At 67.6% G+C, this 15662-nt stretch carries 15 protein-coding genes and 1 riboswitch; of the genes, 6 read left to right on the forward strand and 9 right to left on the reverse strand.

Going from position 1 to position 15662, the window contains the following annotated elements; genetic code table 11:
- The 3 genes from GEM_RS26070 to GEM_RS26080 all read right to left on the reverse strand — a co-directional run bounded on the left by GEM_RS26070 (position 1) and on the right by GEM_RS26080 (position 2351).
- Positions 1–1587: a TolC family protein gene (locus GEM_RS26070; protein WP_014900416.1), complete on the reverse strand. Its 1587-nt coding sequence runs from the start codon at positions 1585–1587 to the stop codon at positions 1–3.
- Positions 1584–1877, reverse strand: a complete 294-nt coding sequence (locus GEM_RS26075; protein WP_014900417.1) for a hypothetical protein — start codon at positions 1875–1877, stop codon at positions 1584–1586. Before GEM_RS26075 ends, GEM_RS26070 begins: the two co-directional genes overlap by 4 nt.
- A gap of 87 nt (positions 1878–1964) precedes the next feature.
- Positions 1965–2351, reverse strand: a complete 387-nt coding sequence (locus tag GEM_RS26080) for a hypothetical protein (RefSeq protein WP_014900418.1) — start codon at positions 2349–2351, stop codon at positions 1965–1967.
- A gap of 267 nt (positions 2352–2618) precedes the next feature.
- Here GEM_RS26080 and GEM_RS26085 point away from each other — a divergent pair, with 267 nt between their 5' ends.
- The 3 genes from GEM_RS26085 to GEM_RS26095 all read left to right on the forward strand — a co-directional run bounded on the left by GEM_RS26085 (position 2619) and on the right by GEM_RS26095 (position 6097).
- Positions 2619–3290 carry a heavy metal response regulator transcription factor gene (locus tag GEM_RS26085; RefSeq protein ID WP_014900419.1) on the forward strand — a complete coding sequence of 224 codons (672 nt, stop codon included), beginning with the start codon at positions 2619–2621 and terminating at the stop codon, positions 3288–3290.
- Positions 3287–4702: a heavy metal sensor histidine kinase gene (locus GEM_RS26090; protein WP_014900420.1), complete on the forward strand. Its 1416-nt coding sequence runs from the start codon at positions 3287–3289 to the stop codon at positions 4700–4702. The genes GEM_RS26085 and GEM_RS26090 overlap by 4 nt, the downstream gene beginning before the upstream one ends.
- A gap of 135 nt (positions 4703–4837) precedes the next feature.
- A riboswitch (yybP-ykoY riboswitch) is annotated at positions 4838–4974 on the forward strand.
- A 112-nt stretch (positions 4975–5086) separates the two neighbouring features.
- Positions 5087–6097 (forward strand): sodium:calcium antiporter, encoded by a 1011-nt coding sequence (locus GEM_RS26095; protein WP_014900421.1) that lies wholly within the window; start codon positions 5087–5089, stop codon positions 6095–6097.
- A 115-nt stretch (positions 6098–6212) separates the two neighbouring features.
- On the opposite strand, the gene GEM_RS26100 is transcribed toward GEM_RS26095, so the two are convergent.
- The 6 genes from GEM_RS26100 to gstA form a co-directional block, all read right to left on the reverse strand.
- Positions 6213–6581, reverse strand: a complete 369-nt coding sequence (locus tag GEM_RS26100) for a copper-binding protein (protein ID WP_014900422.1) — start codon at positions 6579–6581, stop codon at positions 6213–6215.
- Complete coding sequence (locus GEM_RS26105) at positions 6578–9784, reverse strand: efflux RND transporter permease subunit (protein WP_014900423.1); 3207 nt, start codon at positions 9782–9784, stop codon at positions 6578–6580. The genes GEM_RS26100 and GEM_RS26105 overlap by 4 nt, the downstream gene beginning before the upstream one ends.
- Positions 9781–11295 carry an efflux RND transporter periplasmic adaptor subunit gene (locus GEM_RS26110; protein WP_014900424.1) on the reverse strand — a complete coding sequence of 505 codons (1515 nt, stop codon included), beginning with the start codon at positions 11293–11295 and terminating at the stop codon, positions 9781–9783. Before GEM_RS26110 ends, GEM_RS26105 begins: the two co-directional genes overlap by 4 nt.
- A gap of 11 nt (positions 11296–11306) precedes the next feature.
- A complete protein-coding gene (locus GEM_RS26115; protein WP_014900425.1) occupies positions 11307–12599 on the reverse strand; it encodes a TolC family protein in 1293 nt (430 codons plus the stop codon).
- A 91-nt stretch (positions 12600–12690) separates the two neighbouring features.
- Positions 12691–13071: a hypothetical protein gene (locus GEM_RS26120; RefSeq protein WP_014900426.1), complete on the reverse strand. Its 381-nt coding sequence runs from the start codon at positions 13069–13071 to the stop codon at positions 12691–12693.
- 85 nt (positions 13072–13156) lie between these two features.
- A complete protein-coding gene (gene gstA / locus GEM_RS26125) occupies positions 13157–13789 on the reverse strand; it encodes a glutathione transferase GstA (RefSeq protein ID WP_014900427.1) in 633 nt (210 codons plus the stop codon).
- Between the two features lie 135 nt (positions 13790–13924).
- Here gstA and GEM_RS26130 point away from each other — a divergent pair, with 135 nt between their 5' ends.
- The 3 genes from GEM_RS26130 to GEM_RS26140 are packed head-to-tail and all read left to right on the forward strand — an operon-like array spanning position 13925 to position 15587.
- Complete coding sequence (locus GEM_RS26130) at positions 13925–14281, forward strand: winged helix-turn-helix transcriptional regulator (RefSeq protein WP_041490836.1); 357 nt, start codon at positions 13925–13927, stop codon at positions 14279–14281.
- 27 nt (positions 14282–14308) lie between these two features.
- Positions 14309–14677: a hypothetical protein gene (locus GEM_RS26135; protein ID WP_014900429.1), complete on the forward strand. Its 369-nt coding sequence runs from the start codon at positions 14309–14311 to the stop codon at positions 14675–14677.
- A gap of 49 nt (positions 14678–14726) precedes the next feature.
- Entirely contained in the window at positions 14727–15587 is an 861-nt protein-coding gene (locus tag GEM_RS26140; RefSeq protein WP_014900430.1) for an XAC2610-related protein, read from the forward strand.
- The last annotated feature ends 75 nt before the right edge of the window (positions 15588–15662 follow it).

The raw sequence follows: 15662 nt of genomic DNA on the forward strand, positions 1-15662 counted from the left end.
TCAATGACCTTCAGGATGCGTTGCGGGCGCCGCTTGCGCCACGGGAGAGGAAGCCGGCTGCGGCGCAGCGGCGGGCGTGGAGGCGGCGGGAGCGGCCGCACGCGGCGTCGGCTGCGTTGGCTGCGTTGGCTGCGTTGGCTGCGTTGGCTGCGTCGGCTGCGTCGGCTGCGTCGGCTGCGTCGGCTGCGTCGGCTGCGTCGGCTGCGCTGGCTGCGCTGCCTGCGAGCTCGGCAGCCGGCCGCCGACCGCCATCTGCAAGTCGGTTTCCGCGAGCCAGTAATCCTTCAGCGCATCGATGTAGCCGTTGACCGCGCCGACCTGTTCGCGCGCATCGGCCAGCAGCTCGAACACGCTCGCGAGCATCCCGTTGTAGCGCAACAGCAGCTCGTCCGAGATCGTCTTGCGCAGCGGCACGACTTCGTCGCGATAGTGCTTCGCGACGTCGTAGCTCGTCGTGTATGCCGCGTACGATTCGCGCACTTCCGAGCGCGCGTCGATGGCCGTCTGCGCGAGCCGGTTCGCCGACTGCATGTAGACGGCCTCGGCCCGCGCGACCTTCGCGCCGCCCCAGTCGAACAGCGGAATCTCGACGCTGATCTCGTAGCCGTGCTCGTGACCCTTGTCGGTCTCATAGTTGTTCACGTAGCCGAGATCGACCGCGTTGACGAAGCGCGTGGCCTTGCTGAGCCCGAGCGACGCTGCGACGCCCTGCGTCTGCAGCTTCGCGGCCTGGATGTCGAGGCGGTGGCTCATCGCATAGCGTTCGAGATCGGGCAGATCGGGGCGTGCCTTCGGCAGGTCGGGCAAGCGCTCGGGCAGCGCGTACTGCGCGCGTGCGCCCCACAGTCCCATCGCCCGCGTGAGCTTTTCGCGCGCCGCCACGGCCTGCTGCTGCGCCTTCGCCTGCTGCGCGACCGCGTCCGCATGAAACGCCTGTTCGCGGGCGTAATCGAGCCGGCTGAAGTTGCCGGCCTGCCGCATGCGCTGCGCGAGTTCGGCCGCCGCGCTCGCGGCGTCACGCACCTGTTGCGCATAATTCGCGGCCTGCTCGGCGGCGACGGCTTCGACATACGCACGGCGCGCGTCGGCCGCGACCTTCAGCATCGCGTCGGCCGTTTCGAGCCTGGTCTGCTCGAAGCGACGCCGTTCGATGTTCGTCGCGAGCGGCAGCGTCAGCAGCGCGAACACGTTGGCCGAAAACGTGCGGCCGAGGCTCAGCTCGCCGTCGCCGGCCCGCGTGCGGCTGAACGAGAAGCGCGGATTCGGCAGCCGGCCGGCCTGCACGAGGTCCGCTTCCGACAGGCCGAGTTCTGCGTACGACGCCTGCAGCCCGCGGTTGTTCAGCAGCGCGAGCTGCACCGCGTCGTCCATCGACAGCGGCTTCGCGAGCAATTCCTTCGTCCGCTTGTCGACGGCTTCGCGATCGGCACCGGTCCTGACGATGACGGCGTCTTTCCCGATCCGTTCCGATGCGACGGACGACACGGCATCGAAACCGCCGTCCTTCGAGAACGTCGTGCAGCCGGCGAGGAATGCCAGCACGAGTACGGTCGCGCCGAAGCGCGGTGATATCGCCAGGCTCGTCATTGCGCAGCCCCTCCGTGCATCGAATGGGCTGCGCCGCCCGCCGGGTTCACCGGCTTCGGGTGCCCGGTCGTGCGCCCCTTCGCGGGTCGCTCCAGCACGTCCCGGTTCAGTTGTTTCCAGCCCGGTCCTGCGTCGTCGCGATACGGCGCGTAGCCGTCGAACGCGGACGTCACGGTGACGTCCGGCACCGGCGCGGCGGCATCGGCCGGATCGGGAAAGGCGGTTTGCGCGGGCGCGAGCGACGGCATGAGGGCCGCCGCGCCAAGCAGCGCCGCAGTAATCAATCGCATGGATGTTTCTCGTCGTGAGTCGTGCGGCGGACATCGAGCGTCGCCAGCACGGTTTGCGGAGCGCGGCCGGTCGGCCGCGGGCAGGGACTAGACGGGAATCCGGCGCGGCGGCCGGTCGATGCCGCCGGTCAGGAACGACACGACGACGGACGACGGCGCGAAAGAGACGATCGCGATGCCGATGTCCGAAGCAACGGACACCGCGGGCACCTCCGCCATGCCCGTGCCGAAACAGCAGGAGCCGCAAACGGAACAAGACGTCGCATGCCGTGCGTGGTTGTCGTGCTCATGCTGTTCGCCGTGCGCGCGCTGCTTCGCATGCGACGCAGCCGAGTCATCGGCGCTCGCCCCATCCGCCGCATGCGGCACGGCAGCAACCGCGCCCGCGCACTGCATCGACACGGTCGCGAACGACTGGATCGGCAGGCACAGCGCCAGCAGCACGACGAGGATGAATTTGCGCCAGTACGACATGGATGCGGAATCAGGCAGGCAACGAGCGGATGAACGGGAGCATCACCGCGACGGCGCGCTCCGGATACAAGACGGCTGCAGCTTATCGCCGCCGCCGTGACGACGAGATGGCCGAAACATGACCGGATTTTCATCAAACGCGGGCGCTGCATCGCAAGCCGGCTTCATGACAATTCCGTCATCCGCCGGTCATCTTGCGCGCACGCGCGACGCCGTAAGCTCACGCGTTACACTGACCGGCTGGAATCACGAACGGCCTGCTCCACCATGCGGATACTGATAGTCGAAGACGAACCCAAGATGGCGTCGTACCTCCGCAAGGGGCTGACGGAGGCGAGCTACACGGTCGACGTGGCCGAGAACGGCCGGGACGGGCTGTTCCTCGCACTGCACGAGGATTTCGATCTCGTCGTGCTCGACGTGATGCTGCCGGAACTGGACGGCTTCGAGGTGCTGCGGCGGCTGCGCGCGCAGAAGCAGACGCCGGTGCTGCTGCTCACGGCCCGCGAGGCGATCGAAGACAAGGTCACGGGGCTCGAACTGGGCGCCGACGACTACCTGCTCAAGCCGTTCGCGTATGCGGAATTCCTCGCCCGCATCCGCTCGCTGTTGCGGCGCGCGCCGCGCAATGCGCGCGAGATCCTGCATGTCGCCGATCTCGAAGTCGACCTGATCAAGCGCCGCGTGCGGCGTGCCGACAACCGCATCGACCTGACCGCGCAGGAGTTCGCGCTGCTGCAACTGCTCGCGGAACGCGAGGGCGAGGTGCTCACGCGCACCTTCATCACGTCGCAGATCTGGGACATGAATTTCGACAGCGACACGAACGTCGTCGATGCGGCGATCAAGCGCCTGCGCGCGAAGATCGACAACGCCTATGAGAAGAAGCTGATCCACACGATTCGCGGGATGGGCTACGTGCTCGAGGATCGCTCGTGAGCGGCGGCCCCGCGCCGTATTCGCTGCTCCGGCGCCTGACGCTCGCGTTCGCCGTCGTCGCCGCGCTGGTGTTCGCGCTGACCGGCGCGTACCTGTATCGCTCGCTGTCCGCCGAGCTGACCCGGCGCGACGACATCGAGATCGCAGGCAAGCTCAACCAGTTCCTGCAGCTCGCGCAGGCGAGCGGCTCGACGGCTGCATTGCGCGCCGATCCGGCCGTGTTCCATGAAGTGCTGCTGTCGCATCCCGGCGTCTATCTCGGCATCTACGACGGCGCGAACCGCCCGCTCGTCGAACACACCGACGAAGCCGGCAACACGCTCGCGTCGGTGATCGCGCGGCCGCAGCCGGCCGGCGCATCGGGTGCGGCCGCCAGCCCGTTCACCTGCGCGCCGCCGGGCATCGGCACGTCGCGCTGCGTCCGTGCGCGCGCCACGCTGCCGTCGGGCGAAAGCATCCAGGTCGCACTGGCCCGCACGGCGACCGATCGCGAGTCGCTGCTGGAGAGCTATCGCGTCGACATCTGGCTCGCGGCCGCGCTCGGCGCACTGCTGGTCGGCGCGCTCGGCTACGCGGTCGCGTCGCGCGGCCTGCGTCCGGTCGAAAGCCTCGGCCGGCAGACGTCGCGCATCGAGGCGCACAACCTGAACGCGCGGCTCGACGCGCGCGGCGGTCCGGTCGAGCTGCGCGAGCTCGTCACGTCGGTCAACCGGATGCTCGACCGGCTCGAGCGCGCGTTCGTGCGGCTGTCGCAGTTCTCGTCCGATCTGGCGCACGACATGCGCACGCCGCTCGCGAACGTGATCAGCTCGTCGCAGGTCACGCTGTCGCGCGCCCGCACCACCGAAGAATACGAAGCGCTGATCGATTCGAACATCGAGGAATGCGAACGGCTGCAGCGGATGATCGAGAACATGCTGTTTCTCGCGCGCACGGACAATGCGCGGCAGCACCTGAAGACGGCCGAACTCGACGCCGGCAACGAACTGCGCCGGCTCGCGTCGTATTTCCAGGCGCTGGCCGACGAGGCCGGCGTGCGCCTCGACGTGCACGGCGAAGCGCCGGTCGTCGCGGACGCGACGCTGTTCCGGCGCGCCGTCAGCAACCTCGCGTCGAACGCGCTCGAACACGCGGAAGCCGGATCGACGATCGAGCTGGCCATATCGATCCAGGCAGGCTACGCGGTCGTCGAGGTCACGAATCGCGGCGTTGCGATTCCGCCCGAACAGATCGACCGGATCTTCGAGCGCTTCTACCGGATCGATTCGTCGCGGCACGGCGCGGCGCGCAACGCGGGGCTCGGGCTCGCGATCGTCAAGTCGATCGTCGAACTGCACCGCGGCAAGGTCGAGGTCGTGAGCCGCGACGGACGCACGACGTTCGCGCTGTACTTCCCCGTCCGCGCTTCGTGACACGCGAATGACACGCCCGTGCACACCGATTGCTTCCCGGTGCTGCACCTGCATCCGTAGTACGGCGGCTTACTTTCCCGAATGAACGGGTATCACCGCACAAGCTTGCCGAAAGCTGCCGGCTCGGCTAGACTGCCCTTCGTCTTTGGGGAGTAGCCTGCTTTCCATCCCCGGAAAGCGAACGCGTCAACACACTCGGCCTGCGGCCGTGGCGCGTTCGGCCGAATCGGTCTGGCGAGACCATCGACGCATCGCGTCGTTCCTGGTCGGACGTCGGCAGATGCGTCATGGTTCGTCAACGTCCGACCACGGAGTCCCCATGTTCCTCCCAGCTTCCCCCTCGCGTTTCGCCACTGTCCGCATGCCTGCCTGCGGAGGTGCCGCATGACGTTGATGCTCGTCGAACTGGCGTTCATGCTGATCGTCATCCTGGTCGCCGCCGAACTTTTCACCAATGCGCTCGAACATCTCGGCGAACGTCTGAAGATTTCCGAAGGCGTCACGGGCTCGCTGTTCGCGGCCGTCGGCACCGCACTGCCCGAGACGATGGTGCCGCTGCTCGCACTCGCGGGCGGCACGTCGAATGCAGCCGTGAACGAGGAAATCGGCGTCGGCGCGATTCTCGGCGCGCCGCTGATGCTCGCGACGCTGACCACCTTCCTGATGACGCTCGCCGTGATCCGCTCGCGCGGACTGGGCGGCACCATCACGCCCGAGCGGACCGGCTTCGTGCGCGACCTGAACTACTTCCTCGCCGCATTCGCGCTCGCCACCATCGCGATGTTCGTTCCGCATCATGTGTGGGCGGTCCGTGCGCTGCTTGCCGCGATGCTGGTCGGCATCTACGTGATGTATGTCGTGATGACGTTCCGCGCGTCGACGCAGCTCGTCGATGCCGGGCACGGCACCGAGGCGCCGCATGCGATGTTCCTGTCGCGCGTCGGGCTGCCGACCAACCTGGCGACCATCGCACTGCAACTCGCGCTCGGCGTCGCGCTGCTCGTCGGCGGGGCGAAGGGCTTCATTCATGGCGTCGAAGGCGTGTCGCACCTGCTCGGCATCTCCGCGCTGCTGCTGTCGCTGATCATCGTGCCGATCGCGACCGAATTGCCGGAGAAGGTCAACAGCGTGCTGTGGATCCGCCGCCAGAAGGACACGCTCGCGTTCGGTAACATCACCGGCGCGATGGTGTTCCAGGGCACGCTGCTGCCGGCGATCGGCATCATGCTGACGCCGTGGGAGCCGCGCCCCGAGGTGCTGACCGGCGTGATCATCACGCTCGCGGCGGCGGCTTGGCTGCGCGTCAATGCCCGCGCGCACGGGCTCGCGATCTGGGCATTGCTGGCAAACGGAGCCTGTTACGTCGGCTATCTGCTCGTGACGCTGACACGCTGAGTGTGCCAATCGGGCGCGTCGTCTGACAGGCGCACGCGCCCGAACGCGGCTGCGGCAGCCGCGGCGCGCTTCACTGCGCTCGACGCGGGCGGCCACGCCGCCCGCATCCCCGCGCTTACGACGCCTTCACAAGCTTGACGATCGTCAGCGTGCCGTTGACGTTCTCGACCTGGACCTTCACCTTGTCGCCCGTATGAACCTCGGCGAGCATGGCCGCGTCCTTCGCCTTGAACGCCATCGTCATCGGCGGCATCCCGACGTTCCCGAGCGCGCCGTGCTTGATCGTGATCTTGCCGCTCGCGGCATCGACCTTCTTCACTTCGGCATCGGTCAGCGCCGTGTTCGACTCGGCCGCGCCGCCCGACGACATCTTCATGCCGGACATGTCCATGCCCGACATCTCGCCCGCGGCAAGCGCGGGCACGGCAAACGCGCCGGTCGCGAAAACGGCGGCGGCGGTGGCAATCAGTTGATTCATCTTCATTGGGATTCTCCAGTTGGGGTGGACGGCACGTTGATGCCGTGAGGAACTGCATCGGAATGCCGCTGACGGCTCGCGCTGCGCGCACGACGGCGCTGAAGCAGAAGCCATGCGGCGGGAATGACGAACATCGACAGCAGCGGCGCGGTGACCATGCCGCCGACCATCGGCGCGGCGATACGCTGCATCACTTCGGAGCCGGCGCCGTGTCCGACCATGATCGGCACGAGGCCGGCCAGCACGACGGCGACGGTCATCGCCTTCGGCCGCACGCGCAGCACCGCGCCTTCGCGAATCGCGTCGAGCAGCACCGCATCGGTCAGCACGTCGCCGGCGTCGAGGTGGCGCTGCAGCGCGCCCGTCAGGTACAGGAGCATCACGACGCCGAACTCGGCCGCCACGCCCGCCAGCGCGATGAAGCCCACCGACGTCGCGACCGACACCGCGTGGCCGAGCGCCCAGACGAGCCAGAAGCCGCCGACCAGCGCGAACGGCACCGTCGACATCAGCAGCAGCGCATCGGCCGCCGAGCCGAACGTGAGGAACAGCAGCACGAAGATCACGACGAGCGTCACCGGCACGACGGTGCGCAACTGCGCCGCCGCGCGTTCGAGATACTCGAACTGCCCCGACCACGCGATCGAATAGCCGGGCGGCAACGCGACCTGTTGCGCGACGGCCTGCTGCATTGCACGGACCGCCGTGCGCAGATCGGTGCCGCGCAGGTCGACGTACACATAGCCGGACAGCCGCGCGTTCTCGCTACGGATCATCGGCGGCCCGTCGGCGATCGCGATGCGCGCGACGTCACCGAGGCGGATCTGCGCGCTGCGCGCGGTAACGACCGGCAGTTGCCGCAAGTTCTCGAGCGAATCGCGGATCTCGCGCGGATAGCGGATGTTGATCGGGAACCGCTCGCGCCCCGCGATCACCTCGCCGACGTCCTCGCCGCCGACCGCCGACGATACGATCGACTGGATATCGGCCACCGACAGGCCGTAGCGCGCGGCCGCGAGCCGGTCGATGTCAACGTCGATGTAGCGTCCGCCGTTCAGCCGTTCCGCGAGCGCGGACGTCACGCCCGGCACATGCTTCACGGCTGCCTCGACCTGCGTTGCGATCGCATCGATGCCTGCCAGGTCCGGCCCGGAAATCTTCACGCCGACCGGTGTCTTGATGCCGGTGGACAGCATGTCGAGCCGGTTGCGGATCGGCGGCACCCACACGTTCGACAGGCCCGGCACCTGCACCGTGCGATCGAGTTCGTCGACGAGCTTCTCGGGCGTCATGCCGGGCCGCCATGCGCTGCGCGGCTTGAAGCGGATCGTCGTTTCGAACATCTCGAGCGGCGCGGGATCGGTCGCCGTATCCGCGCGCCCCGACTTGCCGAACACCGTGTCGACCTCGGGCACGGACTTGATCAGCCGGTCGGTCTGCTGCAGCAGCTCGCTCGCCTTGTCGGCCGAAATGCCTGGTAGCGCAGTCGGCATGTACAACAGGTCGCCTTCGTCGAGCGGCGGCATGAATTCGCCACCGAGGCGCGACACCGGCACGGCGGTCAGCACGAGCGCGGCGACGGCAACACCGATCGCGACCCACGGGCGCCGCAGCGTCGCTTCGAGCAGCGGCCGGTACAGGCGGATCAGCACGCGGTTGATCGGGTTCGCGTGCTCGTGCGGAATGCGCCCGCGCACGAGATAGCCCATCAGCACCGGCACCAGCGTCACCGACAACCCGGCGGCCGCGGCGATCGTGTAGGTCTTCGTGAACGCCAGTGGCGCGAACAGCTTGCCCTCCTGCCCTTCCAGCGAAAACACCGGAATGAACGACAGCGTGATGATCAGCAGCGAGAAGAACAGTGCCGGGCCCACTTCCGCGGCAGAGGTCGCCACCAGCTCCCAGCGGCGCGCGGCCGTGATCGGCTCGCCGGGATGCGCGTGGCCATATGCCTCCAAATGCTTGTGCGCGTTTTCGATCATCACGATCGCCGCGTCGATCATCGCGCCGATCGCGATCGCGATGCCACCCAGCGACATCAGGTTCGCGTTCACGCCCTGGTAGCGCATCACGATGAAGGCGGCCAGCACGCCGAGCGGCAGCGACAGGATCGCGACGAACGCGCTGCGCAGATGGAACAGGAACACCGCGCAGACGATCCCGACGATCACGAACTCCTCGATCAGCTTGTCCCGGAGGTTGTCCACCGCGCGCTCGATCAATTGCGAGCGGTCGTAGGTCGTGACGATGTCGACGCCGGGTGGCAGCGAACGCGTCAGGTCGGCGAGCTTCGCCTTCACCGCGTCGATCGTCGTCAGCGCGTTCTTGCCCGATCGCATCACGACGACACCGCCCGTCACTTCACCCTGCCCGTTCAGCTCCGCGATCCCGCGCCGCATCGCCGGGCCGACCTGGATGCGCGCGACGTCGCCGAGCAGCACCGGCGTGCCTGCGTCATCGGTGCGCAGCACGACATGGCGGAAGTCGTCGAGCGTGCGCAGGTAGCCGGATGAACGCACCATGTACTCCGACTCGGCCAGCTCGACGACCGAGCCGCCGGATGCCTGGTTGGCCTGACGCAGCGCATCCGCGACCGCCGCCTGAGTGATGCCGTAGGCGCGCAGCTTGTCCGGATCGAGCACGACCTGGTACTGGCGCACCATCCCGCCGATGCTCGCGACTTCCGACACGTCCGGCACGGCCTTCAGTTCGAACTTCAGGAACCAGTCGTTGAGCGCGCGCAGTTGCCCGAGATCGTGACGGCCGGTGCGATCGACGAGCGCATACTCGTACACCCAGCCGACGCCGGTCGCATCGGGCCCGAGCGACACGGTCGCGCCGGCCGGCAGCCGGCTCTGCACCTGGCTCAGGTATTCGAGCACGCGCGAACGCGCCCAGTACGGATCGGTATGGTCGTCGAACAGCACGTAGACGAACGCGTCGCCGAACGACGAATACGCGCGCACGGTTTTCGCGCCCGGTACGCCGAGCAGCGTCGTCGTCAACGGATAGGTGACCTGGTCCTCGACGACCTGCGGCGCCTTGCCCGGATACGACGCCTTCACGATCACCTGCGTGTCCGACAGATCGGGCAACGCGTCGAGCGGCGTCTGTCGCAGCGAATGGACGCCCCACGCCGCGATCAGCACGGTGGCGAGCAGCACCAGGAAGCGGTTGCGGACGGACCAGCGAATCACGTGCGCGATCATCGTGCGCCTCCCTGCGGCTCGACCTTCGTCAGCCGGTAGCCGTCGTCGCCCTGCACGAATGCGAAACGCACGGTCTGGCCGGCCTTCACGTTCGGGAACGCATGCGCCGACGGCTTGCCGAACGCCATTGTCATCGCGCCCCAGCCGAGCGCCGGCACCGGTTGATGCGAGAACGTGATGTCGTCGTCGGTCACCTTCTCGACCTTGCCGGTGGTTTCATACACCGGCGCGGCCGCAGCGGCTGGCGCTTGCGCCGCGCTTGCGCCGGCCGCGCGTTCCAGCCGCGGCAGCACGCTTTTCAGGCTCGCTTCCGAATCGATCAGGAACTGCCCCGATGCGACGACCGTATCGCCTTCGTTCAACCCGTCGAGCACTTCCGTATCGCTGCCGACGTCGTTGCCCACCGTCACCGACACCGGCTGGAGCCGGCCGTCGCGGGTCTTCACGACGACGATCGAGCGCTTGCCGGTCGCGATCACCGCTTCGGCCGGCACCAGCAGGCGCGACACGGTCTTCTGCGCGGCGACGTGCACGCGCATCAGCATGCCGGGCGTGAGCTTGAGCGCCGCATTGTCGATCTCCACGCGTGCCTGCAACGTGCGGCTGCCCGTGCTGATGCCGGGCAGTACTTCACGGATGCGCCCGGTGAAGTGCCGCGCCGGATCGCCTGCGAACGTCGCATCGACCGACATCCCCGGCTGCACGTTCAGCGCGAGCGCTTCCGGCACCTCGACGATGAGCCAGAGCGTCGCCAGCCCTGCGATCTTCGCGAGCGTCTGCCCCGGCGCGACCATCGCGCCATCCCGCACGTTCAACTCGCTGACGACGCCGCTTTCCGGCGCGCTCAGCACGACGTGCGTCTGGGCGCGGCCGGTGCGATCGAGCGTTGCGATGATCCCGTCGGGAATCGACAGCGCGCGCATCCTCGCGCGCGACGCATCGAGCAGGCTGCCATCCATCCCGCCGCGCTTGAGCGCGAGATATTCCTCCTGCGGCGCGAGCCACTCCGGCACGAACAGCGATGCGATCGGCGCGCCCTTCTGGATGCGCTGCAGCGGCGCGCGTGCGTAAAGCCGGTCGATGTAGCCGGTGACGCGCGACTGCACGACGTCCGCGCGCGATTCGTCGAACTGCGTGGTGCCCACCGCATCGAATCCGTCCGCCGTCTGCTGCCGGCGCACGGTCGCATAGCGTATGCCGAGGCTTTGCTGCAGGCCCGGATCGATCCGGATGCCGGGTGCGTCGCCGCCTTCGTCCGCATAGACGGGCTGCAGCTGCATGTCCATGAACGGCGATTTCCCCAGTTGGTCGAAGTGCTGGTTCGGTACCATCGGGTCGTGCCAGTACAGCACCTTGCGTCCTGCCTGCGGATCGCGCGTGACCGCCGACGCGACGGCAGCCGTTCCCGCGCCGCCCGCGGCATGGTGCATGCCCGCGACATAGCCCGCGCCGAGCAGCGCCGCACCGGCGAACGCCAGCAGCGCCGCACGTGCCAATGATTGCTTCGTCATGAAGTTCTCCTTTACTGCGCGGCGGCCAGCGTCGACGGCACGACCTGATATTCGAGCTGTGCCCAGGTCCGCGATACGTCGCGGCTGAGATCGAGCACCTGCAACTGCGCGTCCAGTTGCGCGCGCCGGGCGGCAAAGGTGTCGGCGAGCGAACCGGTGCCGGCCCGGTAGGCGGCCGTGGCGAGCTGCACGCGCTGATCCGCGGCGGGCAGCAGCGATGCGCGCAGGCTCGCGATGCGTTCGCGCCCGCTGGCCAGCGTCTCGGACTGCGTGCGGATATCGGCCTGCACCTGACGCAGCGTGTCCTCGTACATCAGGCGCGCTTTCGTCGCGAGCGCGGCTTTCTCGGCGACGTCGCGGTTCTGCAGGTTCTTGCGGTTCAGCGGCAACGGGATCGTGACGCCGACGGACACCATGTTCGAATACGCGCCGCCGCGCTGCTGGTACGCGATTTCCCACGTCCAGTTCGGGCTGCGTTCGCTGTTCGCCACCGCGGTGTCGGCTTCCGCGACCGCGATGTCGTCCGCGGCGGCAACGAGCGCCGGTTGCGACACGCGCAGTTCGTCCGGCGGCAGCGACGCGACGAAGGATTCGGGCGCAGGCGGCGTACCCGTCACGTCCGCAACCGGTGCGGCCGTCCAGCGGCCGAGCGCGATGAGCGCGGTGCGATACGCCTGCTGCGCGTCGAGCACCTGATCCTGCGTTTGTGCCAGCATCGCGCGCGCCTGGACGACCTCGCCCGCGCTCGCCTTCGCGCCGCGATACGACGCCTGCGTCGCGTCGAGCTCATGTTTCATGTGATCGAGCAGCGCCTGTCGAAGCGCAAGCGCCTGCTTCGCGTAGACGGCGTCGAGCCAGGCCGTCGCGGTCCGCAGGCGCACCGCGGCAAGCTGCACGAGATAGTCCGCGCGCTCGCGGCCGACCTGCTCGTCGGCCAGCGCCGAGCGCAGCCGCCGCTTGCCGGCGGACACCCATTCCTGCTCGATGCCGATGCGGCGCATCGTCATGAAGTCCTGGCCGACGGTGAAGCGCTGCCCGCCGTTGACCGGCAGGTTGTCGATGCCGGCCTTGAGCATCGGGTCCGGCAACTGGCCGGCCCTGACGGCCGCTTCGGAACGCGCCCGTACCGACGCCTGCACGGCCTGCATCGACGCGGAACGATCGGTGGCGGACTGCAGCGCGGTGTCCAGCGTGACGGGCGACTGCTGCGCGTGGACGGCGCCCGCCGCCAGCAGCGCGGCCCACAGCACGGGCGCGCGCCGACACGCACGCCGCGTTCGCGGCGTGCTGAAATCGAATGACATGGTGTAACCCCAAGTCGGAACCCAAAGGGATTCCACGTCCTGCGCACAGGACGAACCTCACCGCGTGGGCGGTGAACCGGTCAGATCGGGATTAGCTGATGCGTGGAGGGCGCCACAACCCGCTCGGGTCGCGGGCCGGGACGGACTGCGTGTAGTGGAAGACGATCGTGCTGGCGAATGCAGCGGGACGGCTGACGTCGGCGCGGGCGGCCGGGTGATAGAGACTGCCGAACTGACACTGGGCCGTTACCTTGCAGGCCATGCCGCTGGCTTTGGCCTTCGTGGTGCCGGTGGGCGACGCTTTCATCGCATCGCAGCCGCTCATGTCGGCGGACATGCTCATGCCCGTATCCGCCCCCATCGACATCGTATGCTGCATCGGACATTCACCGGTCAGGCCGCTGGCTGCCAGCCCGCTGATGGGCAGCACCGCGCAAAGCAGCAGCAGGATGAAGGTCCGAAACAGTTTCATGGCGGCGATTATAGCGCGGCGGTTTGCGGTATGGCGGGCGACATGTACGGCTTCGTACCGTCTCCGGGACCGCCCCCCCAACGCGCTAGCGCGCCAGGCCGTCCGCAGCCAGCACCTGCTGCACGGCCTGCCGGGCCCGCACTCGCTCGTACCACGCGCGCAGGTTCGTGTACTGGCTCAGGTCGATGTCCGCGTGGTACACCGAGCGCATCCAGTCGGCCTTGCCCCAGCCCGTCAGCGCGAACAGGTACGCGTCGGCGATCGTGAACGTGTTGCCCGTCACGTACGGGTTGCCGTCGAGCTGCCGGTCGATCCACGCGAAGCGGCGGTCGAGCTTCTGCCGCACCGGGTCGACGTATTTCCCCGCCTGCACCGCATACAGCAGCGGAATGAAGCCCTTGTGGATTTCCGTGCCGAGGAAGTTCAGCCATTCCATCAGCCGGTAGCGGGCGAGCGTGCCGTGCGCGGGCGCGAGCCGCGCTTCCGGGCGCTGGTCCGCGAGATACTGCGCGATCACCGGCCCTTCGCGCAGCGTCGTGCCGTCGTCGAGTTCGAGCAGCGGCACGTAGCCGAGTTCGTTGACGTCGTAGTAGTCGCGGCCGTCGTCGATCCGATGCTTGCGCGCGTCGACCGTGACGATCTGCGCGTCGAGGTCCGCCTCGCGCAGCACGATGTGGATCGCCTGCGAACAGCTGCCGGGAGCGTGGTAGAGCTTCATGCGTTTCCTGGGTTGGATGTTCCGATATCGATTCGCCGCGACGCGGGCGCTAATATCTCGCATCGGCGCGGCGCTGAGAAGAAGGCAGTCGTTTGTGCCGTAGTCACAAAAAAGTTACCGACCAGGGTCAGCAGCATGAAAACGAGTGCGACAGGATGTTCCGTGGAAGAAGCGATGCGCCTGCTCGGCGGCCGCTGGCGGCTGCTGCTGGTGTCGTATCTGCTCGACGGGCCGAAGCGCTTCAGCGACCTGCGTCGCGACATGCCGGGCATCTCGCAGCGAATGCTGACGCTCGACTTGCGTGCACTCGAGGACGCCGGCTTCGTAAGGCGCACCGTGTATCCGGAAGTCCCGGTGCGCGTCGAGTACGATCTGACCGCGGACGGCGACCGGCTGCGGCCCGTCGTCGAAGTCATGCGCGAATTCGGGCTGTGGCTGAAGGCACGCGATGCGCAATGCGAAGTCGAAATGGAACCCGCCCTGCCCCGATAACCCCACACCCACATCGAGAGAAACACCATGGAACTACATGCCACCGTCGGCGCGGCCACGTCCGACATCGACGACGATGAAAGCTGCGCGAACATCTATTGCCACGACGCGGAGCAGAACTACTGCTTCTCGTTGCTGCGCTATCCGGAGGAAACGACGATCGAGGTGATGGTGCTCGACCAGCTCACCGCGCATGTGAACGACCTGTCGGTGCGCCTGACGGGCGACACGATCGACGTCGAACTCGATGCGCGCACCGCCGCGCGTCTCGACGGCAATACGCATTACGTGATCCATCTCGCGCCCGGCGAACACGATCCGGTCGCGTTGCGCACCGCGCTGAAGGAAATCTTCGACGGCAAGAGCGGGTATCGCGACGACAGCGCCAGCGCGTAAGCCGGCCATCCCGACACGCCATCCCACCCCACGCGCTCGAACGCCGCTCATGACACGCGCCTCGCGACTCCAACCGCTTCTCCGCCGCGGCGCGCTGCTGATCGCGTGCTGCACATCGATTGCGGCCGCGCATGCGGCCAAGCCGCTGCTCACGTTCAAGGTCGACGACACCGTCACGGCCCGCGTCGAACACGCCGATGGCTCGCGCATCACGATCCGTTTCCTGCCGAGCGGAACAACGCAGACGCTCGACGTCGGTGTGTCCGACGAGGAAGGTCACTACCGGCTCGCTTCCGACGACTACAACTTCGACGGCCACCGCGACCTCGCCGCATACGCACTGCTCGGGATGGTCAACGAGCGCTATGGCATCTTCCTGTACGACGCTGCGCATCAACGGTTCGAGCCGCTGAAAATACCGGCGGCCAACTTGCCGCACGGCAACTGCGACGACCTGGTCAACGTCCAGGCGAAGCCAAAGGAACGCACGCTGTACAGTTCGTGCCGGGGCGGGCCGATCTGGTACACCGACGCATACCGCTTCGACGGCAATGGCCGTATGTATCTCTATCAGTCGAGCGAAGCGATTCCCGACGATCTGCGCGACCTGTTCGACGGCGATTCGGGCCCGTCGTCGATGCTGCTGACCTATGACGAGCACGGCAAGCGCTTGTCGCGCCGCCCAGACGCGTACGGCGGCGGCAAGGTTGAGTTCAAGGTGCGCCCGGCGCGTCTGCCGCTGCACGACACGATGAACGATGCGCCGACGCGACGCTATGTCGTCGCGGGCGATACGCTTGAACTGCTCGATGCCAGCGCCGACTTCCTGTGGCTGAAGGTGCTGTATCGCAATCCGCGCGGCGGTACCGCGCAGGGCTGGGTCAGTGCGAAGGAAGCGAGCGGCGGCTGATCCACGCTGCGGCGTGTGCGTCATCACGCTATCGCCGCGCTTTCCCACATACTGAGCGCGCAACGTCCCATTAAT

Origin of the sequence: Burkholderia cepacia GG4 (genome assembly GCF_000292915.1) — a bacterium.
GTDB classification, from domain to species: domain Bacteria; phylum Pseudomonadota; class Gammaproteobacteria; order Burkholderiales; family Burkholderiaceae; genus Burkholderia; species Burkholderia cepacia_D.

Excerpts from the sequence above, each read along its gene's own strand:
- GEM_RS26070 (WP_014900416.1), bottom strand. The coding sequence starts at position 1,587 with ATGACGAGCCTGGCGATATCACCGCGCTTCGGCGCGACCGTACTCGTG.
- GEM_RS26075 (WP_014900417.1), bottom strand. The coding sequence starts at position 1,877 with ATGCGATTGATTACTGCGGCGCTGCTTGGCGCGGCGGCCCTCATGCCG.
- GEM_RS26080 (WP_014900418.1), bottom strand. The coding sequence starts at position 2,351 with ATGTCGTACTGGCGCAAATTCATCCTCGTCGTGCTGCTGGCGCTGTGC.
- GEM_RS26085 (WP_014900419.1), top strand. The coding sequence starts at position 2,619 with ATGCGGATACTGATAGTCGAAGACGAACCCAAGATGGCGTCGTACCTC.
- GEM_RS26095 (WP_014900421.1), top strand. The coding sequence starts at position 5,087 with ATGACGTTGATGCTCGTCGAACTGGCGTTCATGCTGATCGTCATCCTG.
- GEM_RS26100 (WP_014900422.1), bottom strand. The coding sequence starts at position 6,581 with ATGAAGATGAATCAACTGATTGCCACCGCCGCCGCCGTTTTCGCGACC.
- GEM_RS26105 (WP_014900423.1), bottom strand. The coding sequence starts at position 9,784 with ATGATCGCGCACGTGATTCGCTGGTCCGTCCGCAACCGCTTCCTGGTG.
- GEM_RS26110 (WP_014900424.1), bottom strand. The coding sequence starts at position 11,295 with ATGACGAAGCAATCATTGGCACGTGCGGCGCTGCTGGCGTTCGCCGGT.
- GEM_RS26115 (WP_014900425.1), bottom strand. The coding sequence starts at position 12,599 with ATGTCATTCGATTTCAGCACGCCGCGAACGCGGCGTGCGTGTCGGCGC.
- GEM_RS26120 (WP_014900426.1), bottom strand. The coding sequence starts at position 13,071 with ATGAAACTGTTTCGGACCTTCATCCTGCTGCTGCTTTGCGCGGTGCTG.
- gstA (WP_014900427.1), bottom strand. The coding sequence starts at position 13,789 with ATGAAGCTCTACCACGCTCCCGGCAGCTGTTCGCAGGCGATCCACATC.
- GEM_RS26130 (WP_041490836.1), top strand. The coding sequence starts at position 13,925 with ATGAAAACGAGTGCGACAGGATGTTCCGTGGAAGAAGCGATGCGCCTG.
- GEM_RS26135 (WP_014900429.1), top strand. The coding sequence starts at position 14,309 with ATGGAACTACATGCCACCGTCGGCGCGGCCACGTCCGACATCGACGAC.
- GEM_RS26140 (WP_014900430.1), top strand. The coding sequence starts at position 14,727 with ATGACACGCGCCTCGCGACTCCAACCGCTTCTCCGCCGCGGCGCGCTG.